The organism is Streptomyces sp. NPDC003456 (assembly GCF_042878735.1).
In the GTDB taxonomy this organism is placed as follows: domain Bacteria; phylum Actinomycetota; class Actinomycetes; order Streptomycetales; family Streptomycetaceae; genus Streptomyces.
Genome location: NZ_JBIAOK010000002.1, coordinates 477,903 through 494,348, shown reverse-complemented (window position 1 = coordinate 494,348; position 16,446 = coordinate 477,903). Strand labels below are relative to the sequence as shown.

Sequence of the window (16,446 nt, the reverse complement as noted above, 5' to 3'; positions counted from 1 at the left end):
CGGCCGGGTGAGACCGGCCGTCCCTGCCCGCGTCGAGCCGACACGGGCGAGGTGAAGCCGGCCGCCCCCAGCGCCCTCGGACGGTCCCGGCGTGGTGAGGCCACTGCCCGCGCCGGTGTCAGGCGGTCTGCCGCGCCGCTGCCCGGCCGGCCGCGCGGCCGGAGAAGAGGCAGCCGCCGAGGAAGGTGCCCTCCAGCGCGTTGTAGCCGTGTACGCCTCCCCCGCCGAAACCGGCGACCTCGCCCGCCGCGTACAGGCCCTCGACCGGCTTGCCGTCGGCCCCCAGGGCACGGGAGTCGAGGTCGGTCTGGATGCCGCCGAGGGTCTTGCGGGTGAGGACGTGCAGCTTGACGCCGATCAGCGGGCCCGCCGCCGGGTCGAGGATGCGGTGCGGCGTGGCGACCCGGCCGAGGCGGTCGCCGATGTAGCGGCGGGCGTTGCGGATGCCCTGCACCTGGGCGTCCTTGGCGTAGGGGTTGGCGATCTGCAGGTCCCGGGCCTCGATCTGGCGCTTGACGGTCTCGGCGTCGAGCAGGGGCTCGTCGGTGAGGGCGTTCATCTTCTCCACGAGCTGCTCGATGCCGGGCGCGGTGACGAAGTCCGCGCCCTTGCGCAGGAACGCGTCGACCGGTCCGGGCGCGCCCTTGCCGAGGATGCGCTCCTTCAGGAAGCCGGCGCGGTCCTTGGCGGTGATGTCGGGGTTCTGCTCCGAGCCCGACAGCGCGAACTCCTTCTCGACGATCTTCTGCGTCAGGATGAACCAGGAGTGGTCGTACCCGGCGATGTCCTCGGTGGTGCGCAGGTGCCGGAGGGTGCCGAGGGTGTCGTAGCCGGGCAGGTACGGGCCGGGCAGCCGGCGGCCGAGGGCGTCGAACCACAGGGAGGACGGGCCGGGCAGGATGCGGATGCCGTGGCCGGGCCAGATCGGGTCCCAGTTCCGCAGGCCCTCGGTGTAGTGCCACATGCGGTCCCGGTTGACCAGGCGTGCACCGGCCCGGGCGCTGATGTCCAGCATCCGCCCGTCGACGTAGGCCGGGACGCCGGTCACCATCTCCTTGGGCGGGGTGCCGAGGCGCTCGGGCCAGTGCCGGCGGACGATGTCGTGGTTCGCTCCGATGCCGCCGCTGGTGACGACGACGGCCTGGGCGGTCAGTTCGAACTCGCCCGCCGCCTCACGGCTGGAGGCGACCCCGCGCGGTGAACCGTCCTCGGCCAGGAGTGTGCCGCGCACGCCCCGCACCGCGCCCTCCTCGACGACCAGGGCGTCGACCCGGTGGCGGTGGTGGAAGGCGAGCAGCCCGTCCGCGGCGGCCTGCCGGGCGTGGCGGACGAAGGGCTCGACGACGCCGGTGCCGGTCCCCCAGGCGATGTGGAAGCGGGGCACGCTGTTGCCGTGCCCGTGCGCGGTGAGGTCGCCGCGCTCGGCCCAGCCGACGGTGGGCAGGAACGTGATCCCGTGGCCTGCGAGCCAGGACCGCTTCTCCCCCGCGGCGAACTCGACGTAGGCGCGGGCCCAGCGCACCGCCCAGGAGTCCTCGTCGTCCAGCCGGTCGAAGCCGGCGCTGCCGCGCCAGTCGCTCCAGGCCAGGTCGAAGGAGTCCTTGATGCCCAGGCGCCGCTGCTCGGGCGAGCCGACGAGGAAGAGCCCGCCGAAGGACCAGAAGGCCTGGCCGCCCAGGTTGGCGGCGTTCTCCTGGTCGACGAGCGCGACCTTCCGGCCCCTGCTGGTGAGTTCGTGTGCCGCGACCAGGCCGGCGAGGCCCGCTCCGACGACGATGACATCGGCGTCCATGGCGACCGTTCCCTTCTTCAGTTCTGCACGTGGCCAAGGGTGCCGCTGCCGTCGGTCAGCAGGGCCGTGAGCAGTTGTTTCAGCCAGGCCCGGGCGTGCTCGGCGTCCCGGTCCAGCAGCAGTTGCACGGTGACGCCGTCGTAGGCCGCGACCACGGCGTGGGCGGCCCCGTCGGTGCCGCCGAGGACGGCGGGCAGCGGGGTGCGGCCGCGGGCCCGCGCGAGCCGGTCGGCGATCGCACCGCGCAGCCGCGCCCGGTGTTCCAGCAGGGTGCGGGCCACTTCCGGGTGGCGCGCGGCGTGCACGAGGAAGTCCGTCTTGACCAGCAGCCAGTCGCGGTCCAGGAGCAGGACGTCGGTGACGCGGTCCACGGTGGCCGGGACGTCGAGGCCGGGGCCGTCCAGTGCCAGGGCCCCGGCGACCTGCCCGGCGATCAGCTCGGCCCGCTCCTGGTAGAGGGCGAAGAACAGCTCGTCGAGGCTGGAGAAGTTGGAGTAGAAGGCACCTCTGCTGTAGCCGGCCGCTTCGCAGATCTCCTCGATCGAGACGCGCCCGAAGCCCTTGGCCGCGAAGACGGCGAACGCCGCCTCCAGGAGCTTGGCACGGGTGCGCACCCGGCGCCGGGTCACCCGGCCGGTCGCTGCCTGCACGGTGGCCTCCTTTCGATACGGGAATGTATGGGATACACCGCTGTATCGAAAGGGCCGTGCCCACAATGGAACATCTTTTCGATTGCGAGGTACGCTGCAGGCATGCACCTCCAGGGCTCCCTCTTCGACCAGACCGACGAGCTGCGCCTCGGTCCGCTCGACGGAATCCGCCGCACCGGGCTCGGCCTCGGTGCCTGGCTCGACGTGCTGCCCGGGTGGCTCTCCGGCTCCGACGCGCTGTTCGAACAGCTCGCCGCCGAAGTGCCGTGGCGGGCGGAGCGGCGCCAGATGTACGACCACGTCGTCGACGTGCCGCGCCTGCTGGCGCACTACGGCGCGGGTGAGGTCCTGCCGCACCCGGTGCTGGCCCAGGCGCGGGACGCGCTGAGTGCCCACTACGCCGAGGAGCTGGGCGAGCCGTTCGCCACGGCCGGCCTGTGCTACTACCGCGACGGCCGGGACAGCGTCGCCTGGCACGGCGACCGGATCGGGCGCGGCGCCCGCGAGGACACCATGGTCGCCATCCTGTCCGTCGGAGCGCCCCGGGACCTGCTGCTGCGGCCGCTGGGCGGCGGCAGCACCGTGCGGCACCCGCTCGGCCACGGCGACCTCGTGGTGATGGGCGGGTCCTGCCAGCGCACCTGGGAGCACTCGATCCCCAAGAGCAGCCGGGCCTCGGGGCCCCGCATCAGCATCCAGTTCCGTCCGCACGGCGTGCGCTGACCCCCGCGCGCGACGGCGGTCCCGGCCCCGTCGCCCCGCACCCGCCGCCTCCGCCCCGGCGGCGGTCTGGTTTCCTGTCCCCCGTCGGTACCGGCGGTCACACGGACACAGGGCGGGGCGATCATGCGGGCGGACGTGCACCACGTCGCGGACGGCACCTATCTGGTGCACGGCTCGAACACGAACTGGGTGATCCTCACCGAGGGGGACGCCGTCACGCTGATCGACACCGGCTATCCCGGTGACCGTGAACAGGTCCTCGCCTCCCTCGCCCAGGTGGGCAGCGCGCCGGAGGCCGTCACGGCCGTGCTGATCACCCACGCGCACAACGACCACCTGGGATCCGCCGAGCACCTGAGCGCCGCCCACGGCACTCCGGTGTACCTGCACGAAGCCGAAGTCCCGCACGCGCGGCGGGAGTTCCTGCACCAGGTGTCCGTCGGCACGGTGCTGCGCAACGGCTGGCGGCCGGGCGTGCTGCCGTGGGCGGTGCACGCGCTGCGCTCGGGCGGCACCGCCCACGTCCCCGTCACCGCGCCGCTGCCCTTCCCGAGTCAGGGCGCCCTGGACGTGCCCGGACGGCCGGTCCCCGTGCACACCCCGGGCCACACCGACGGGCACTGCGCCTACCACCTGCCGGGCACGGGCGTGCTGGTCTCGGGCGACGCCCTGGTCACCGGGCATCCCACCGCCCGCGCCGAGGGGCCGCAGCTGCTGCCGGACATGTTCCACCGCGAGCGCTCCCGCGCCGTGGCGTCCCTCGACGTCCTGGCGGACCTGGAGGCCGAGGTGCTGCTGCCCGGGCACGGCCCGGTGCACCGCGGCCCGGTACGCGACGCCGCGCTGAGGGCCCGGGAACGCGCCCTCTAGAGTGAGGCGACGATCGGCGGCGAGACGAGGACGACCGGCCCATGGCACTGCAGATCAGCGCGACCAACCCGGAGCACCCCGCGCTCCTGCTGGAACTGCCGTGGGACGTACCGCTGGAGGAGTGGCCCGAGCAGTACCTCGTCCCGCTGCCGCGCGGCATCTCCCGGCACGTGGTGCGCTACTCGCGGGCCGGGGACGAGGTGATCGCCGTCAAGGAGCTGGCCGAGCGGCCCGCCCTGCGCGAGTACGAACTGCTGCGCGACCTGGACCGCATCGGCATCCCGGCGGTGGACCCGCTGGCCGTGGTCACCGGCCGCACCGACGCCGACGGCGCCCCGCTGGAGAGCGTCCTGGTCACCCGGCACCTGGGCGGCTCGATGCCGTACCGCTCGATGTTCGAGACGACCATGCGCCCGGCCACCATGCACCGGCTGATGGACGCCCTCGCCGTGCTGCTGGTGCGGCTGCACCTGGCCGGGTTCGCCTGGGGCGACTGCTCACTGTCCAACACCCTCTTCCGGCGCGACGCGGGTGCCTACGCGGCCTACCTCGTGGACGCCGAGACCGGTGACCTGCATCCGCAGCTCAGCCAGGGGCAGCGCGAGTACGACCTCGACCTCGCCCGGGTCAACATCAGCGGGGAATTGCTGGACCTGGAGGCGTCCGGGGCGCTGCACCCGTCCGTGGACCCGATCGAGTTCGGCACGGAGATCTGCGCCCGCTACCGCGGCCTGTGGGACGAGCTGACGCGCACCTCGGTGTACCCGGCGGGCAAGTACCACTACATAGAACGCCGCATCCGCCGCCTGAACGACCTCGGCTTCGACGTCGCGGAGATGCAGATCGAGCACGCCGCGAACGGCGACACCGTCACCTTCGTGCCGAAGGTCGTCGACGCGGGCCACCACCAGCGCCAGCTGCTGCGCCTGACCGGGCTGGACACCGAGGAGAACCAGGCCCGGCGGCTGCTCAACGACCTGGAGAGCTGGATGGCCACCCAGGACGACTACGAGCCGGCGGACCCTCCCCCGAGTTCTCGGCTTCGCTCGAACAAGGGGGACCCCCACGGCGCCAGGCCGGAGGTGCTCGCCCACCGCTGGGTGCGGGAGGTGTTCCGGCCGACCGTGCGGGCCGTGCCGCCGGAGCTGCGCGGCGCCATGGAACCGGCGGAGATCTACCACCAGCTCCTGGAACACCGCTGGTACCTCTCCGAGCGGGCCCAGCAGGACATCGGGCTGGACACGGCCGTCCGCGACTACATCGACCACGTCCTGCCCACGGCGAGCGAGACCCCGCAGCCGGCGCAGGACTGAGCTACCGCGCCGGCGCGGTGTGCGGCACCACCGCCACGGGGCAGTCCGCGTGGTGCAGCACGCCGTGGGCGACCGAGCCGATCCGCGCGCCGACGGCCGTACGGCGGGCCCGGCGGCCGACGACCATCAGCTGGGCGGTCCCGGCCACCGACAGCAGCACCTGCCCCGCGCTGCCCATCTCGACGTGCTCCACCACGGGCACGTCGGGGAACCGCTCCCGCCAGGGCCGCACGGCGTCGGCCAGGCCCTTCTTCTCGTAGGGCTCCAGCCCTCCGGCCTCGTCGAGGAGCTTCAGGGAGGCGGGGCTGTAGGCGAACAGCGGCGGCAGCGTCCAGGCGCGGACGACCCGTACGGTCGCCCCGCGCGCGGCGGCCGTCTCGAACGCGAAGCGCAGCACCTCGGCGCTGTCCTGCGGGTCGCCCTGCTGCCCGACGACGATCTCGCGTCCGGCCGCCTCGCCCGACGGCCGGTCGGCGGCCCGGACCAGCACCACCGGGCGGGTGGCCTCGGCGATGACCTGCTGGCCGACCGAGCCGAGCAGGAAGCCGACGATCGGGCCGTGCCCGCGCGAGCCGAGCACCAGCGCCTCGGCGCCGGACGCGGCGGCGGCCAGGGTGCCGACGGCCTCGCCCTGGACGACGTCCGTGGTGACCTTCAGGCCGGGATGCCGTTCGGTGACGGTCGCGACCGCCTCGTCCACCGCCCCGCGCACCCACTCGGCCTGCCGGTCCGCGTCGCCCCGGACCTCCGCCGGGAGCGCCTCCTGGTCCTCCACCCGCCAGGCGTGCACCACATGCAGCGGCCGGTCGCGCCGTACCGCCTCGCGGGCGGCCCAGCCGAGGGCTGCGAGGCTCTCCTGCGATCCGTCGAGCCCTGCGGTGATCGGGCGTGTCATGCGGCTGCCTCCTGGGGTGAGCGTCGGACGATGCCGATCAGTCTCCCCCACCCCGCCGCGGCCGTGTGGAGCGGATCTCCTTGTCGGAGCGCGGGGCGGCGATCGAACATACGATGGGCGGAGGTCGGCGCGGCGCCCCGGGGACGCCGTGCCGTAAGTCGACCGCCCGGTGCTGGGGGACGCATGACACAGGCCGCCGAATCGGCGCGGACCGTCATCATGACCGTGGACGACGATCCGGGGGTCTCGCGGGCCGTGGCCCGCGACCTGAGGCGGCGCTACGGCGCGACGTACCGGATCGTGCGGGCCGAGTCCGGCGCGTCCGCGCTGGAGGCGCTGCGGGAGCTGAAGCTGCGCGGCGACCTGGTCGCGGTGATCCTCGCCGACTACCGGATGCCCCAGATGAACGGCATCGAGTTCCTCGAGCAGGCGCTGGACGTCTATCCGGGCGCCCGCCGCGTGCTGCTGACGGCGTACGCCGACACCAGCGCGGCGATCGACGCGATCAACGTCGTGGACCTCGACCACTACCTGCTCAAGCCGTGGGACCCGCCCGAGGAGAAGCTGTACCCGGTGCTGGACGACCTGCTCCGGGCGTGGCGCTCCAGCGACTTCCGGCCCGTGCCCGCCACGAAGGTCGTGGGCCACCGCTGGTCGGCCCGCTCCTCGGACGTGCGGGAGTTCCTCGCCCGCAACCAGGTGCCCTACCGCTGGTACTCCTCCGACGAGCCGGAGGGGCGGCGGCTGCTGGCCGCGGCCGGCGAGGACGGGCTGCGGCTGCCCGTGGTCGTCACCCCCGACGGGACGCCGCTGGTCGAGCCGGAGCCCGTCGACCTGGCCGCGAAGGTCGGGCTGGCCACCACGCCGACCGCCGACTTCTACGACCTCGTGGTGATCGGCGGCGGCCCGGGCGGCCTCGGCGCGGCGGTCTACGGCGCCTCCGAAGGACTGCGGACGGTGCTGGTGGAGCGGTCGGCGACCGGCGGCCAGGCCGGGCAGAGCTCCCGCATCGAGAACTACCTCGGCTTCCCCGACGGCGTGTCGGGCGCGCAGCTCACCGACCGGGCCCGGCGGCAGGCGGCGAAGTTCGGCGCCGAGATCCTCACGGCGCGCGAGGTGACGGCGCTGGAGGCCAACGGAGCCGCCCGGATCGTCCGCTTCTCCGACGGCTCCGCGGTCGCCGCGCACAGCGTGATCCTCGCGACCGGCGTCTCCTACCGGCAGCTGGCGGCGCCCGGCTGCGCGGACCTGACCGGCTGCGGCGTGTACTACGGGTCGGCCCTGACGGAGGCGCCCGCCTGCCAGGACCAGGACGTGTACATCGTCGGCGGCGCCAACTCGGCCGGGCAGGCGGCGATGTACCTCTCGCGCGGCGCCAAGTCGGTGACGCTGCTGGTGCGCGGGGAGTCGCTGGCGGCGTCCATGTCGCACTACCTCATCCAGCAGATCGAGGAGTCCCCGAACATCCAGGTCCGCACCCGCACGGTCGTCGAGGAGGCACACGGCGACGGGCACCTGGAGCGGCTGACCCTGCGCGACGTGGACGGCGGCGGATCCGAACAGGTCGACGCGCAGTGGATGTTCGTGTTCATCGGCGCGGCCCCGCTGACGGACTGGCTGGACGGGACGGTGCTGCGCGACGAGCGCGGGTTCATCCTGGCCGGGCCGGATCTGACCCCGGACGGGCGGCCGCCGCACGGCTGGGAGCTGGACCGGCCGCCGTACCACCTGGAGACCAACGTGCCCGGGGTGTTCGTGGCGGGCGACGCCCGCTCGGAGTCCGCGAAGCGGGTCGCGTCCGCCGTCGGAGAGGGAGCCATGGCCGTGATGCTCGTCCACCGGTACCTGGAGCAGTCGTGAGCGGGGCGTGCGTGCCGTGCAACCCCGAGGAGATCGGCGCGCTGTTCCTCTTCGAGAAGCTCACGCCCGAACAGCTCGGCCGGCTGTGCGCCGAAGGGCGGGTGGAGCGGTTCGAGCCCGGGCCGGTGTACACCGAGGGTGAACCCGCCACCTGCTTCTACGTGATGCTCGACGGCACGGTCGTGCTCTACCGCAGGGTCGGCGGGGACGACGTGGAGGTCACCCGGACCTCCCAACGCGGGGTGTACGCGGGGGCGATGCAGGCGTACCTCGGCGACCGGGTGCGGCAGGTCTACAACAACTCGATGCGCGTCACGGAGCCGACCCGGTTCTTCGTGCTGCCCGCCGACACCTTCGCGACCATCATGCAGGAATGGTTCCCGATGGCGGTGCACCTGCTGGAGGGGCTGTTCTTCGGCTCGAAGAACACCCAGCGGATGATCGGCCAGCGCGAGCGGCTGCTGGCGCTCGGCTCGCTGTCCGCCGGTCTCACGCACGAGTTGAACAACCCGGCGGCCGCGGCGGTGCGGGCGACGGCGACCCTGCGGGAACGGGTCGGCAAGATGCGGCACAAGCTGGCGGTCATCGCGCAGGGCTCGTACTCCCCCGAGGTGATGGCGAAGCTCATCGACATCCAGGAGCGGACCGCCGAACGGGTCGCCAAGGCGCCCACGCTCAGCCCGCTGGAGGCCGCCGACCGGGAGGACGAGCTGACCGACTGGCTCGACGACCGGGGCATCCCCGAGGGCTGGCGGATCGCGCCCACGTTCGTGCAGGCGGGCCTGGACGTGGACTGGCTGGAGCAGGTCGCCACGGCGGTGGACGAGGACATGCTGCCGAGCGCGGTCGGCTGGCTCAACTACACCGTCGAGACCGAGCTGCTGATGGACGAGATCAACGACTCGACCACCCGCATCTCCCATCTGGTCGACGCGGCGAAGCAGTACTCGCAGCTGGACCGGGCGCCCTTCCAGAACGCCGACGTGCACGAACTCCTCGACTCCACGCTGCTGATGCTGTCGGGCAAGATCGGCCGCGACATCGAGGTGGTCAAGGAGTACGACCGGACCCTGCCGAGGATCCCGGCCTACCCGGCGGAGCTCAACCAGGTGTGGACGAACCTCATCGACAACGCGGTCGCGGCGATGCACGGCGCGGGCGGGCACGGGACGCTGACCGTGCGCACGGCCCGGGAGAACGACCGGTTGCTGGTGGAGTTCCGGGACACCGGTGTCGGCATCCCGGCGGAGCACCGGGAGCGGATCTTCGATCCGTTCTTCACGACGAAACCGGTGGGCGAGGGGACCGGACTGGGTCTCGACATCTCCTGGCGGATCGTGGTCAACAAGCACCACGGGAGCATCCAGGTGGAGTCGGAACCGGGGGACACGCGATTTCAGGTGCTGCTGCCGCTGACAGCGGCGGAGGAGGAGTCGGCATGAGCGAGGCGAACGGCATCGACCCGAAGGCGCCGCCGAGCGGCAGCGGGTGCGCGGAGTGCGAGGCGGCCGGGGGGTGGTGGTTCCACCTGCGGCGGTGCGCGCAGTGCGGGCACGTGGGGTGCTGCGACAGCTCCCCCGCCCGGCACGCCACGGCCCACTTCCGGGAGACGGGGCACCCCTTCGTGCAGAGCTACGAGCCGGGTGAGACCTGGTTCTGGAACTTCGAGACGAACGAGCTGTACGAGGAGGGGCCGGAGCTGGCGGCGCCGGTGAGCCACCCGGCCGACCAGCCGGCGCCGGGCCCCGCCGGACGGGTTCCGGCCGACTGGGCGAAGGTGCTGCGCGGCTAGCGGACCGGGCGCCCCCAGCCCGGCCGGTGGCAGCGGCCCCCTCCCCCGCCCTTCGGCAAAGAGAAAGTTGGCTGTGTGTCCCAGGCTTCATCGGTCGCGCCCGTGGTCGGGCGCGGCGCGGAACTCGCGCGCCTTTCCGGAGTGCTGGAGCGTGCCCGCGCGGGTGAGGCGCGGGCGGTGCTCCTCGCCGGGGACGCGGGTGTCGGCAAGACCCGGATCCTCGACGAGGCCGGGAAGCGGGCCGCCGAGGCGGGCATGACCGTGGTCACCGGCCACTGCGTGGACCTCGGCGACGTCGGTCTGCCCTATCTGCCGTTCACCGAGGTCCTGGGCGTGCTCGCCGCGGACCCCCGGTTCTCGGACGCCCTGGCGGCCCGTCCGGTCGTGGAGCGGCTGCTGGGCTCCGGTACCGGCTCCGTGCGGGACGTCGACGGACGGCTGCGGCTGTTCGAGGGCATGGCGTCCCTGCTGGCCGACGTGGCCGACGCCGCCCCGCTGCTGCTCGTGCTGGAGGACCTGCACTGGGCGGACCAGTCGTCGCGGGACCTGCTGCGCTTCCTGCTCGGCCGCGGTGTGCTGGGGCGCCGGCTCGCGGTGTTCGCCTCCTACCGGGCCGACGACCTGCACCGCCGGCACCCGCTGCGGCCGCTGCTCGCGGAGCTGGTCCGGCTGCCCGCCGTGGAGCGGCTGGAGCTGCGGCCGCTGGCCGACCCCGACGTGGGCCGCCTGGTGCGGGCGCTGGAGCGCCGGCCGCTGCCGGAGGCGACGGTCCGGCGGATCGTGGAGCGGGCCGAGGGGAACGCCTTCTACGCCGAGGAGCTGCTCGCGGCCACCGACACCGACGTGGGAGGGGTGCCGAGCGGGCTCGCCGACGTGCTGCTGATCCGCTTCGAGCAGCTGTCCGACACCGCGCAGCAGGTGCTGCGGACCGCCGCCGTCGCCGGGCGCCGGGTGGAGCACGACCTGCTGCGCGAGGCCGTCGGGCTGCCCGAGGCGGAGCTGGAGTCCGCCCTGCGCGAGGCGGTGGGACGGCAGTTGCTCGTCGCCGGGGACGACGACACCTACTCCTTCCGGCACGCCCTGGCCCGCGAGGCCGTCTACGCCGATCTGCTGCCCGGGGAACGGGCCCGGCTGCACGGGGCGTTCGCGCGGCTGCTCGCCGGACGCGGGCGGCCGGAGAGCGCCGCCGAACGGGCCCACCACTACCGGGAGAGCCACGACCTGGCCGAGGCGCTGGCCGCCTCGCTGGAGGCAGCCGACCACGCCCAGCGGGTGGGGGCGCCGGCCGAGGAGCAGCGGCACCTGGAGACGGCCCTGGACCTGTGGCCGGCCGTACCGCCCGAGGCGCGGCCCGCCGGCGCGGCCGTGGGCCGGGTGCCACTGACCCTGCGGGCCTCGGCGGCGGCCGCGCACGCCGGGGAGCTGCACCGGGCCGTCTCGCTCACCCGGTCCGCGCTGGCGGAGCTGGGGCAGGACGCCGACTCCGACCTCGCCGCGCGGGTGCGCTACACGCTCGCCGGGAACCTGCTCAGCGTGGACAGCCTGACGGCGGCGTTCGCCTACAGCAGCGAGGCCCTGGCGATGATCCCGGAGGACCCGCCGTCGCGCACCTGGGTGTGGGCGGCGGCCACCCACGCCATGGCCGCCCGCTACGTCGGGGAGAACGACACCGCCCTGAAGGTGGCCCGGCGCGCGGTGGAGGTGGCCGAGCGGCTGCACCTGACCGACGCGCAGGCGGACCTGCTGATCTCCCTGGCCGGGTTCGACCCGGGCGGGCGGCGGGGCGCGCAGGGCCGGCAGCGGCTGCTGGCGGCCCGGGACCTGGCGGCGCGTTCGGGCAACGCGGCGGTGGAGCTGCGGGCGCTGTTCAACCTCGCCATGGGCTGCTACGAGAACGGGGAGCTCGCGCAGTGCCTGCCCTGGCTGACGGAGGGCCTGGACCGGGCCCGGCGCGCCGGTCTGCTGTCGTCGCCGTACCCGCTGGAGATGCGGTACCTGCGGCTGGTGGTGCTGCACGTGCTGGGCCGCTGGGACGAGTGCGTACGGGCGGCCGGCGCCGATGCCGACGTGCTGCCTGCGGCCGGCGGGTACACGGTCGGTCCCGCGCTGTACGTGGCGCTGGCCCGCGGCGATCTCTCGGCCGCCGACCGGGCGCACGCCCTGCTCCAGGGGCCGTTCGACTGGATGGCCACCCTCGTCGCGGGCATCGTGCTGACCGACGCCGCGGTGCTGCGCCGGGACCCGGAGGAGGCCGTGGGCCGGGTGCGCTCCACGGTGGCGGCCCTGACCGACGAGGCGGGCACCCGTCCCGATGCGGCGGTCCGGCTCGCCGCCCTGGCGCTGGCCGCGGTGGCCGACGCGGCGGCCGAGGCGCGGCTCACCGGTGACGCGGCCGGGGAGCGCCGCTGGGCGGGCACGGCGACGGAGCTGGTCGAGCTGGGCCGGGACATCGCCGGTCACGGTGAGGACGGCGCGCCGCAGGGCCCGGAGGGCCAGGCCTGGCTGGCGCGCGCCGAGGCGGAGTGGCGGCGCGCCACGTCCGGGCCCGATCCGGACGCCTGGTCGCGGGCGGTGACGGCGTTCGGCTACGGCGACGTGTACGAGCGGACGCGGTGCCGGTTCCGGTACGCCGAGGCCCTGCTCGCGGCGGGGCGGCGCGAGGAGGCGGCGGCGGAGGCCCGGGAGGTGCGGCACCTCGCGGACCGGCTCGGTGCGGTGCCGCTGCGCGAGCAGGTCGACGCCCTGGTCCGCCGGGGCCGGCTGTCGGAGGCGCCGGACGCCGGCGACCGGGCCGGTGCGCTCACCGCCCGCGAGCAGGACGTGCTGCGGCTGCTCGCCCTGGGCCGCAGCAACCGGCAGATCGGCGAGGAGCTGTTCATCAGCGGCAAGACGGCGAGCGTGCACGTGTCGAACATCCTCGCCAAGCTGGGCGCGTCCAGCCGGGGCGAGGCGGTGGCGGTGGCCTACCGGGAGGGGCTGATCACCGCCGAGCCGTCGTCGGCCGGGTGAGGTGAGGGCCGCGGGGCCGGGTGAGGGCCGCGCGGCCGGCCGGCCCCGGCCGCGTCAGCCGGGGCGGCATTCGAGGCTGTCGAGATCGACCGCGTCGGCCACCGCCCGCATGCCCTTGTCGTTGGGGTGGATGTGGTCGCCGCTGTCGAAGGCGGGCAGCATCCGCTCCGGGTCGCGGGGGCTGCGCAGGACGCGGTCGACGTCGGTGACGGCGTCGAAGGCGCCGCCGTGGCGGATGAAGGCGTTGACCTTCCGGCGCGCCGCTTCCGCCGCGGGGTCCCATTCGGGCCAGCCCTTGAAGGGCGCGATGGTGGCGCCGACCACGCACTTCCCGGCCGCGTGCGCCCGGTCGACCAGGGTGCGGTACCCGGCGATCAGCTGGGCCGCGGTGGGGGCGGGGTCGGCCTTGATGTCGTTGACGCCTTGGAACAGGAAGACGGTCCGCACGCCCGGCAGTGACAGCACGTCCCGGCTCAGGCGGTTGAGGGCGCTCTGCCCCGGGCCGTCGGTGAGGACGCGGTTGCCGGAGATGCCCTCGTTGGCGACGCCCTCGACCGTGCCGGTGGCGGATCTCGCCAGCCGGCGGGCTAGGTGGTCGGGCCAGCGGCGGTTCAGGTCGGCCGTGGAGTGCCAGCCGTCGGTGATGGAGTCGCCGAGGGCGGCCACCGCCGCCGCGCCCTTGCGGGGCCTGACGGTGACGGCGTCGAGGTAGAACCAGGAGCCCGTGCGCCGCCTCCAGTGGGTCGCGCTCTCCTCAGCGGTGTGGTCGCCGTCGCTGACGTACGAGGTCTGCAGGGCCGTCCTGTGCCCGGTGAGTGTGCCGCCGGCCCGGGTGACATGGAGGCTGACGGCGAGGTCGCTCCCGGCGGGGACGCGCCCCGGCAGCGGGTCGCTGAGAACGAGGCCGCCGGCCGGGACGGTGACGCTCGGGGCGCCGCCGAAGGTGAGGGGCCGGTTGCTGCCGGGGACGAGGGCCGCACCGGAACGGCGCAGGCCCGCGCGGACACTGCCGAAGGTCACCGGCTGGTCGCCGAAGGCGTTCGACAGCCGCACCCTGAGGCCGCTGCCGCCGACGCTGGTGCGCACGACCAGCCGGTAGCCGCGGTCCCCCCGGGCCGCCTCGCCGAGGCGGTCGGCGGCGGACGCCCAGGTGACCACGCCCCGGCCGGACCCGGCCGGTACGTCGGGCGGCTGGGTCGGCCGGGCGCCCGCCGGGACCGTGCCGGTCCCGCAGCCCAGGGCGACGCAGCAGGACAGGGCGGCGAGGGCGGCACGCCTGCGGGGGCGTGCGGTGCGGGGCATCGTCGGCGCTCCTTCGGCGGGTCGGTTCGGCGGCGAGGACGGCCTCGCGGCGGTGCGTGCGGACGGCCTCACGGGGCGAGGTCCCGTGAGGTCACCGGGCCGCCGGGAGCGACACGGACCTCCCGGGCCGTCCCGGCGTACGCCACCGTAGCGGCACGGCTGCCGGCGCCGTGCGGGGTGGCCTCGGCGGGCCCGCCCCGGTGCCGGCCGGCACCGGGGAGGAGTCCGCCGCGCACCCCGGCGTGGCGCACGCGGTTGTGCTCGAGCAGTTCGATCATGGCGGTACGGGTACCCAGGTTCGCGCCGCTACGAAGGACGCCCCGACGCCCCGCCCCGGTCCCCCTGCCCGATCTTGGCGGAGCGGCGGTCCGCGGGCAGGGCGAGGCGTGGTTCGCGCACGAGGCGCAGAACTGCTTCGTCGTCGACGTCGAGCCCGGTGACGAGTTCACGGTCAACGGCCGCAACGTCCTGTGCTTCGACGCCACTCTGTCGTACCGCATCTCCACCGTGAAGGGCGCCGGCATGACCGGCGGCGGGCTGTTCAACAGCGTCTTCACCGGGCACGGCCGGCTGGGCCTGGTCTGCGAGGGCAGCCCGCTGGTCATCCCGGTGTCGCCGCAGCACCCGGTGTACGTCGACACCGACGCCGTCGTGGGGTGGACCGCCGGGCTGCAGACATCCCTGCACCGCTCCCAGTCCATCGGCTCGATGCTGCGCGGCGGCTCGGGCGAAGCCGTGCAACTGGTCCTGCAGGGCGAGGGGTTCGTGGTCGTGCGGTCCAGCGAGGCGACGCCGCAGAAGGCGGTGCAGCACTGACTCCGAGTGGAGTGATCTGCGCCTCACAGACAACCCGGCCCGCTCCGCGGACGTCTTGACCGGCAACAGACGACGCCCTGGCCCTCGGTGGCCAGGGCTGGTTTCCGCCCCTCTATACGCACCGTGTATACGCGATGTGTAGAGACGGTGTGCATACGGACCGAAAGGCATCGATGTACGGCAAGGCATTCGCCCCCGAGTACCAGGGCGCCCTCACCACACTGTCCGTCAACTCCTCGCTCACCGACGTGCTGGCCGCCGGGACCGAGCAGCTGGAAGCCGCCGAGCGGGCCGGGGAACCCGGCGAGGCGGCGCGGTCGGGACTCGCGGTGGCCGAGGCGCATCGCCGGCTCGGCCGGGTCGAGGAGGCCGACCGGGCCTGGAAGGCCAGCTACCGTGCGGCCCGCCGGGCGGGCGACGTGGCGGCGATGGCCTGGGCCCTGTGGAGCGGCGGCACCCTGGCCCGCCAGCGGGGCGCGTTCCCGCTGGCCCGCCGGCTCCTGCAGCTCGCCGCCGAGCTGGGCGAACGCGGCGGGGACGTCGTCGCACGCGGCTACTCGCTCGCCGGACTGGCCGAGACGGGCCGCATCCAGGGCGACTACGAAGCCGTCGGCCGGCTGCACGAGCAGCTGCTCGCCGAGGCCCGGCGGCGCGGCGAGGCACGGCACACCGTGTGGGCCCTGGAGGGCATCGCGCAGATGCACCGCAACACCGGCAGGTACGACTCCGCGTACGCCCTGTTCGAGGAGGCCGCCGACATCGCCGCGCGCGCCGAGGACCACCGGGGTCACGCCTGGGCCCTGCGCGGACTGGCCGACGTGGTGTCCGTGCGCGACGGGGACGCCGAGCGGGCCCTTGCGCTGCTGAGCGAGGCCGAGGCGACCTGCCGGGCGATGCGGCTGTCGAGCGCGCTCGCCTACAACCACAAGATGCGCGGCAACGTCCTCTACCGGGCCGGGCGTTACGAGCAGGCGCGGGCCTGGTACGAGCAGGCCCTCGCCGAGTTCCGCGAGATGAGCGAGCCGCGCGGGGAGGCCCTGTCCCGCCTCGGGCTGGCCAAGTCCCGGGCCCGGCTCGGGCGCGACCGGGCCGAGACGGCCGCGGAGCTCGCCGGCCTCGCGGCCACGCTGGAGCGCATCGGCCTCCAGCACGCCCGCGCGATGGTGGCCCGGGCACACGAGGAGCTGGGCATACCGGCGCCCGCCGCTGCCCCGGAGGGGTCCCGGTGACGGCGCTCCCGACCCGGCACCCGGGCACGCCGCCGGCCGCACCCGCGCCTAGGGAGGGCGCGGCGGACCCGGTGTCGGCCACCCCGGCGGGGCAGGAGACCCGGCTGTCCACCGCGCCGACGGGCACGGGCCCTTGGGGTGCGGTCGCGGTCGCGCCCCTCACCGCGCCGGAGCGGCCCCTCGGTCCCTCCTCCC

The 16,446-nt window shown here is 74.6% G+C and carries 13 protein-coding genes and 1 pseudogene; 9 read left to right on the top strand and 5 right to left on the bottom strand.

Annotated features, from left to right (window positions below; genetic code table 11):
- Nucleotides 1-118: 118 nt before the first annotated feature.
- A complete protein-coding gene (locus ACFYWG_RS07870) occupies nt 119-1,792 on the bottom strand; it encodes an FAD-binding dehydrogenase (protein ID WP_389199969.1) in 1,674 nt (557 codons plus the stop codon).
- A 17-nt stretch (nt 1,793-1,809) separates the two neighbouring features.
- Nucleotides 1,810-2,442, bottom strand: coding sequence for a TetR/AcrR family transcriptional regulator (locus tag ACFYWG_RS07865; RefSeq protein ID WP_389199967.1), 633 nt, complete (start codon nt 2,440-2,442; stop codon nt 1,810-1,812).
- A 102-nt stretch (nt 2,443-2,544) separates the two neighbouring features.
- Here ACFYWG_RS07865 and ACFYWG_RS07860 point away from each other — a divergent pair, with 102 nt between their 5' ends.
- From ACFYWG_RS07860 to ACFYWG_RS07850, 3 genes are all read left to right on the top strand, one after another.
- Nucleotides 2,545-3,165: an alpha-ketoglutarate-dependent dioxygenase AlkB gene (locus ACFYWG_RS07860; protein WP_383503799.1), complete on the top strand. Its 621-nt coding sequence runs from the start codon at nt 2,545-2,547 to the stop codon at nt 3,163-3,165.
- Between the two features lie 123 nt (nt 3,166-3,288).
- The gene (locus ACFYWG_RS07855; RefSeq protein ID WP_389199964.1) at nt 3,289-4,035 is read left to right on the top strand and encodes an MBL fold metallo-hydrolase; all 747 of its coding nucleotides are present in this window, start codon (nt 3,289-3,291) and stop codon (nt 4,033-4,035) included.
- Between the two features lie 41 nt (nt 4,036-4,076).
- Nucleotides 4,077-5,348: a DUF4032 domain-containing protein gene (locus tag ACFYWG_RS07850; protein WP_383503797.1), complete on the top strand. Its 1,272-nt coding sequence runs from the start codon at nt 4,077-4,079 to the stop codon at nt 5,346-5,348.
- 1 nt (nt 5,349) lies between these two features.
- Here the strand turns inward: ACFYWG_RS07850 and ACFYWG_RS07845 are convergent, their stop codons facing one another.
- The gene (locus tag ACFYWG_RS07845; protein ID WP_383503796.1) at nt 5,350-6,243 is read right to left on the bottom strand and encodes a universal stress protein; all 894 of its coding nucleotides are present in this window, start codon (nt 6,241-6,243) and stop codon (nt 5,350-5,352) included.
- 183 nt (nt 6,244-6,426) lie between these two features.
- Here ACFYWG_RS07845 and ACFYWG_RS07840 point away from each other — a divergent pair, with 183 nt between their 5' ends.
- The 4 genes from ACFYWG_RS07840 to ACFYWG_RS07825 all read left to right on the top strand — a co-directional run bounded on the left by ACFYWG_RS07840 (nt 6,427) and on the right by ACFYWG_RS07825 (nt 12,904).
- Nucleotides 6,427-8,103: an FAD-dependent oxidoreductase gene (locus ACFYWG_RS07840; protein WP_389199961.1), complete on the top strand. Its 1,677-nt coding sequence runs from the start codon at nt 6,427-6,429 to the stop codon at nt 8,101-8,103.
- Nucleotides 8,100-9,545: an ATP-binding protein gene (locus tag ACFYWG_RS07835; RefSeq protein ID WP_385414285.1), complete on the top strand. Its 1,446-nt coding sequence runs from the start codon at nt 8,100-8,102 to the stop codon at nt 9,543-9,545. Before ACFYWG_RS07840 ends, ACFYWG_RS07835 begins: the two co-directional genes overlap by 4 nt.
- Nucleotides 9,542-9,895, top strand: coding sequence for a UBP-type zinc finger domain-containing protein (locus tag ACFYWG_RS07830; protein WP_376329491.1), 354 nt, complete (start codon nt 9,542-9,544; stop codon nt 9,893-9,895). The genes ACFYWG_RS07835 and ACFYWG_RS07830 overlap by 4 nt, the downstream gene beginning before the upstream one ends.
- 75 nt (nt 9,896-9,970) lie before the next feature.
- Nucleotides 9,971-12,904: an AAA family ATPase gene (locus ACFYWG_RS07825; protein ID WP_389199958.1), complete on the top strand. Its 2,934-nt coding sequence runs from the start codon at nt 9,971-9,973 to the stop codon at nt 12,902-12,904.
- Nucleotides 12,905-12,958: 54 nt separating this feature from the next.
- On the opposite strand, the gene ACFYWG_RS07820 is transcribed toward ACFYWG_RS07825, so the two are convergent.
- Both ACFYWG_RS07820 and ACFYWG_RS07815 read right to left on the bottom strand, forming a co-directional pair.
- Complete coding sequence (locus ACFYWG_RS07820; RefSeq protein ID WP_389199954.1) at nt 12,959-14,206, bottom strand: SGNH/GDSL hydrolase family protein; 1,248 nt, start codon at nt 14,204-14,206, stop codon at nt 12,959-12,961.
- A 68-nt stretch (nt 14,207-14,274) separates the two neighbouring features.
- Nucleotides 14,275-14,484, bottom strand: coding sequence for a hypothetical protein (locus tag ACFYWG_RS07815; RefSeq protein ID WP_389199952.1), 210 nt, complete (start codon nt 14,482-14,484; stop codon nt 14,275-14,277).
- 85 nt (nt 14,485-14,569) lie between these two features.
- Here ACFYWG_RS07815 and ACFYWG_RS07810 point away from each other — a divergent pair.
- Both ACFYWG_RS07810 and ACFYWG_RS07805 read left to right on the top strand, forming a co-directional pair.
- Nucleotides 14,570-15,022: pseudogene (locus ACFYWG_RS07810) on the top strand (AIM24 family protein); the annotation flags it as partial.
- A gap of 173 nt (nt 15,023-15,195) precedes the next feature.
- The gene (locus ACFYWG_RS07805) at nt 15,196-16,251 is read left to right on the top strand and encodes a tetratricopeptide repeat protein (RefSeq protein ID WP_385414298.1); all 1,056 of its coding nucleotides are present in this window, start codon (nt 15,196-15,198) and stop codon (nt 16,249-16,251) included.
- Nucleotides 16,252-16,446: the final 195 nt, after the last annotated feature.

Bases quoted from the DNA above. Each gene is read 5' to 3' on its own strand.
- ACFYWG_RS07870 (WP_389199969.1), bottom strand. From the start codon at position 1,792: ATGGACGCCGATGTCATCGTCGTCGGAGCGGGCCTCGCCGGCCTGGTC.
- ACFYWG_RS07805 (WP_385414298.1), top strand. From the start codon at position 15,196: ATGTACGGCAAGGCATTCGCCCCCGAGTACCAGGGCGCCCTCACCACA.
- ACFYWG_RS07830 (WP_376329491.1), top strand. From the start codon at position 9,542: ATGAGCGAGGCGAACGGCATCGACCCGAAGGCGCCGCCGAGCGGCAGC.
- ACFYWG_RS07840 (WP_389199961.1), top strand. From the start codon at position 6,427: ATGACACAGGCCGCCGAATCGGCGCGGACCGTCATCATGACCGTGGAC.
- ACFYWG_RS07820 (WP_389199954.1), bottom strand. From the start codon at position 14,206: ATGCCCCGCACCGCACGCCCCCGCAGGCGTGCCGCCCTCGCCGCCCTG.
- ACFYWG_RS07850 (WP_383503797.1), top strand. From the start codon at position 4,077: ATGGCACTGCAGATCAGCGCGACCAACCCGGAGCACCCCGCGCTCCTG.
- ACFYWG_RS07855 (WP_389199964.1), top strand. From the start codon at position 3,289: ATGCGGGCGGACGTGCACCACGTCGCGGACGGCACCTATCTGGTGCAC.
- ACFYWG_RS07845 (WP_383503796.1), bottom strand. From the start codon at position 6,243: ATGACACGCCCGATCACCGCAGGGCTCGACGGATCGCAGGAGAGCCTC.
- ACFYWG_RS07815 (WP_389199952.1), bottom strand. From the start codon at position 14,484: ATGATCGAACTGCTCGAGCACAACCGCGTGCGCCACGCCGGGGTGCGC.
- ACFYWG_RS07860 (WP_383503799.1), top strand. From the start codon at position 2,545: ATGCACCTCCAGGGCTCCCTCTTCGACCAGACCGACGAGCTGCGCCTC.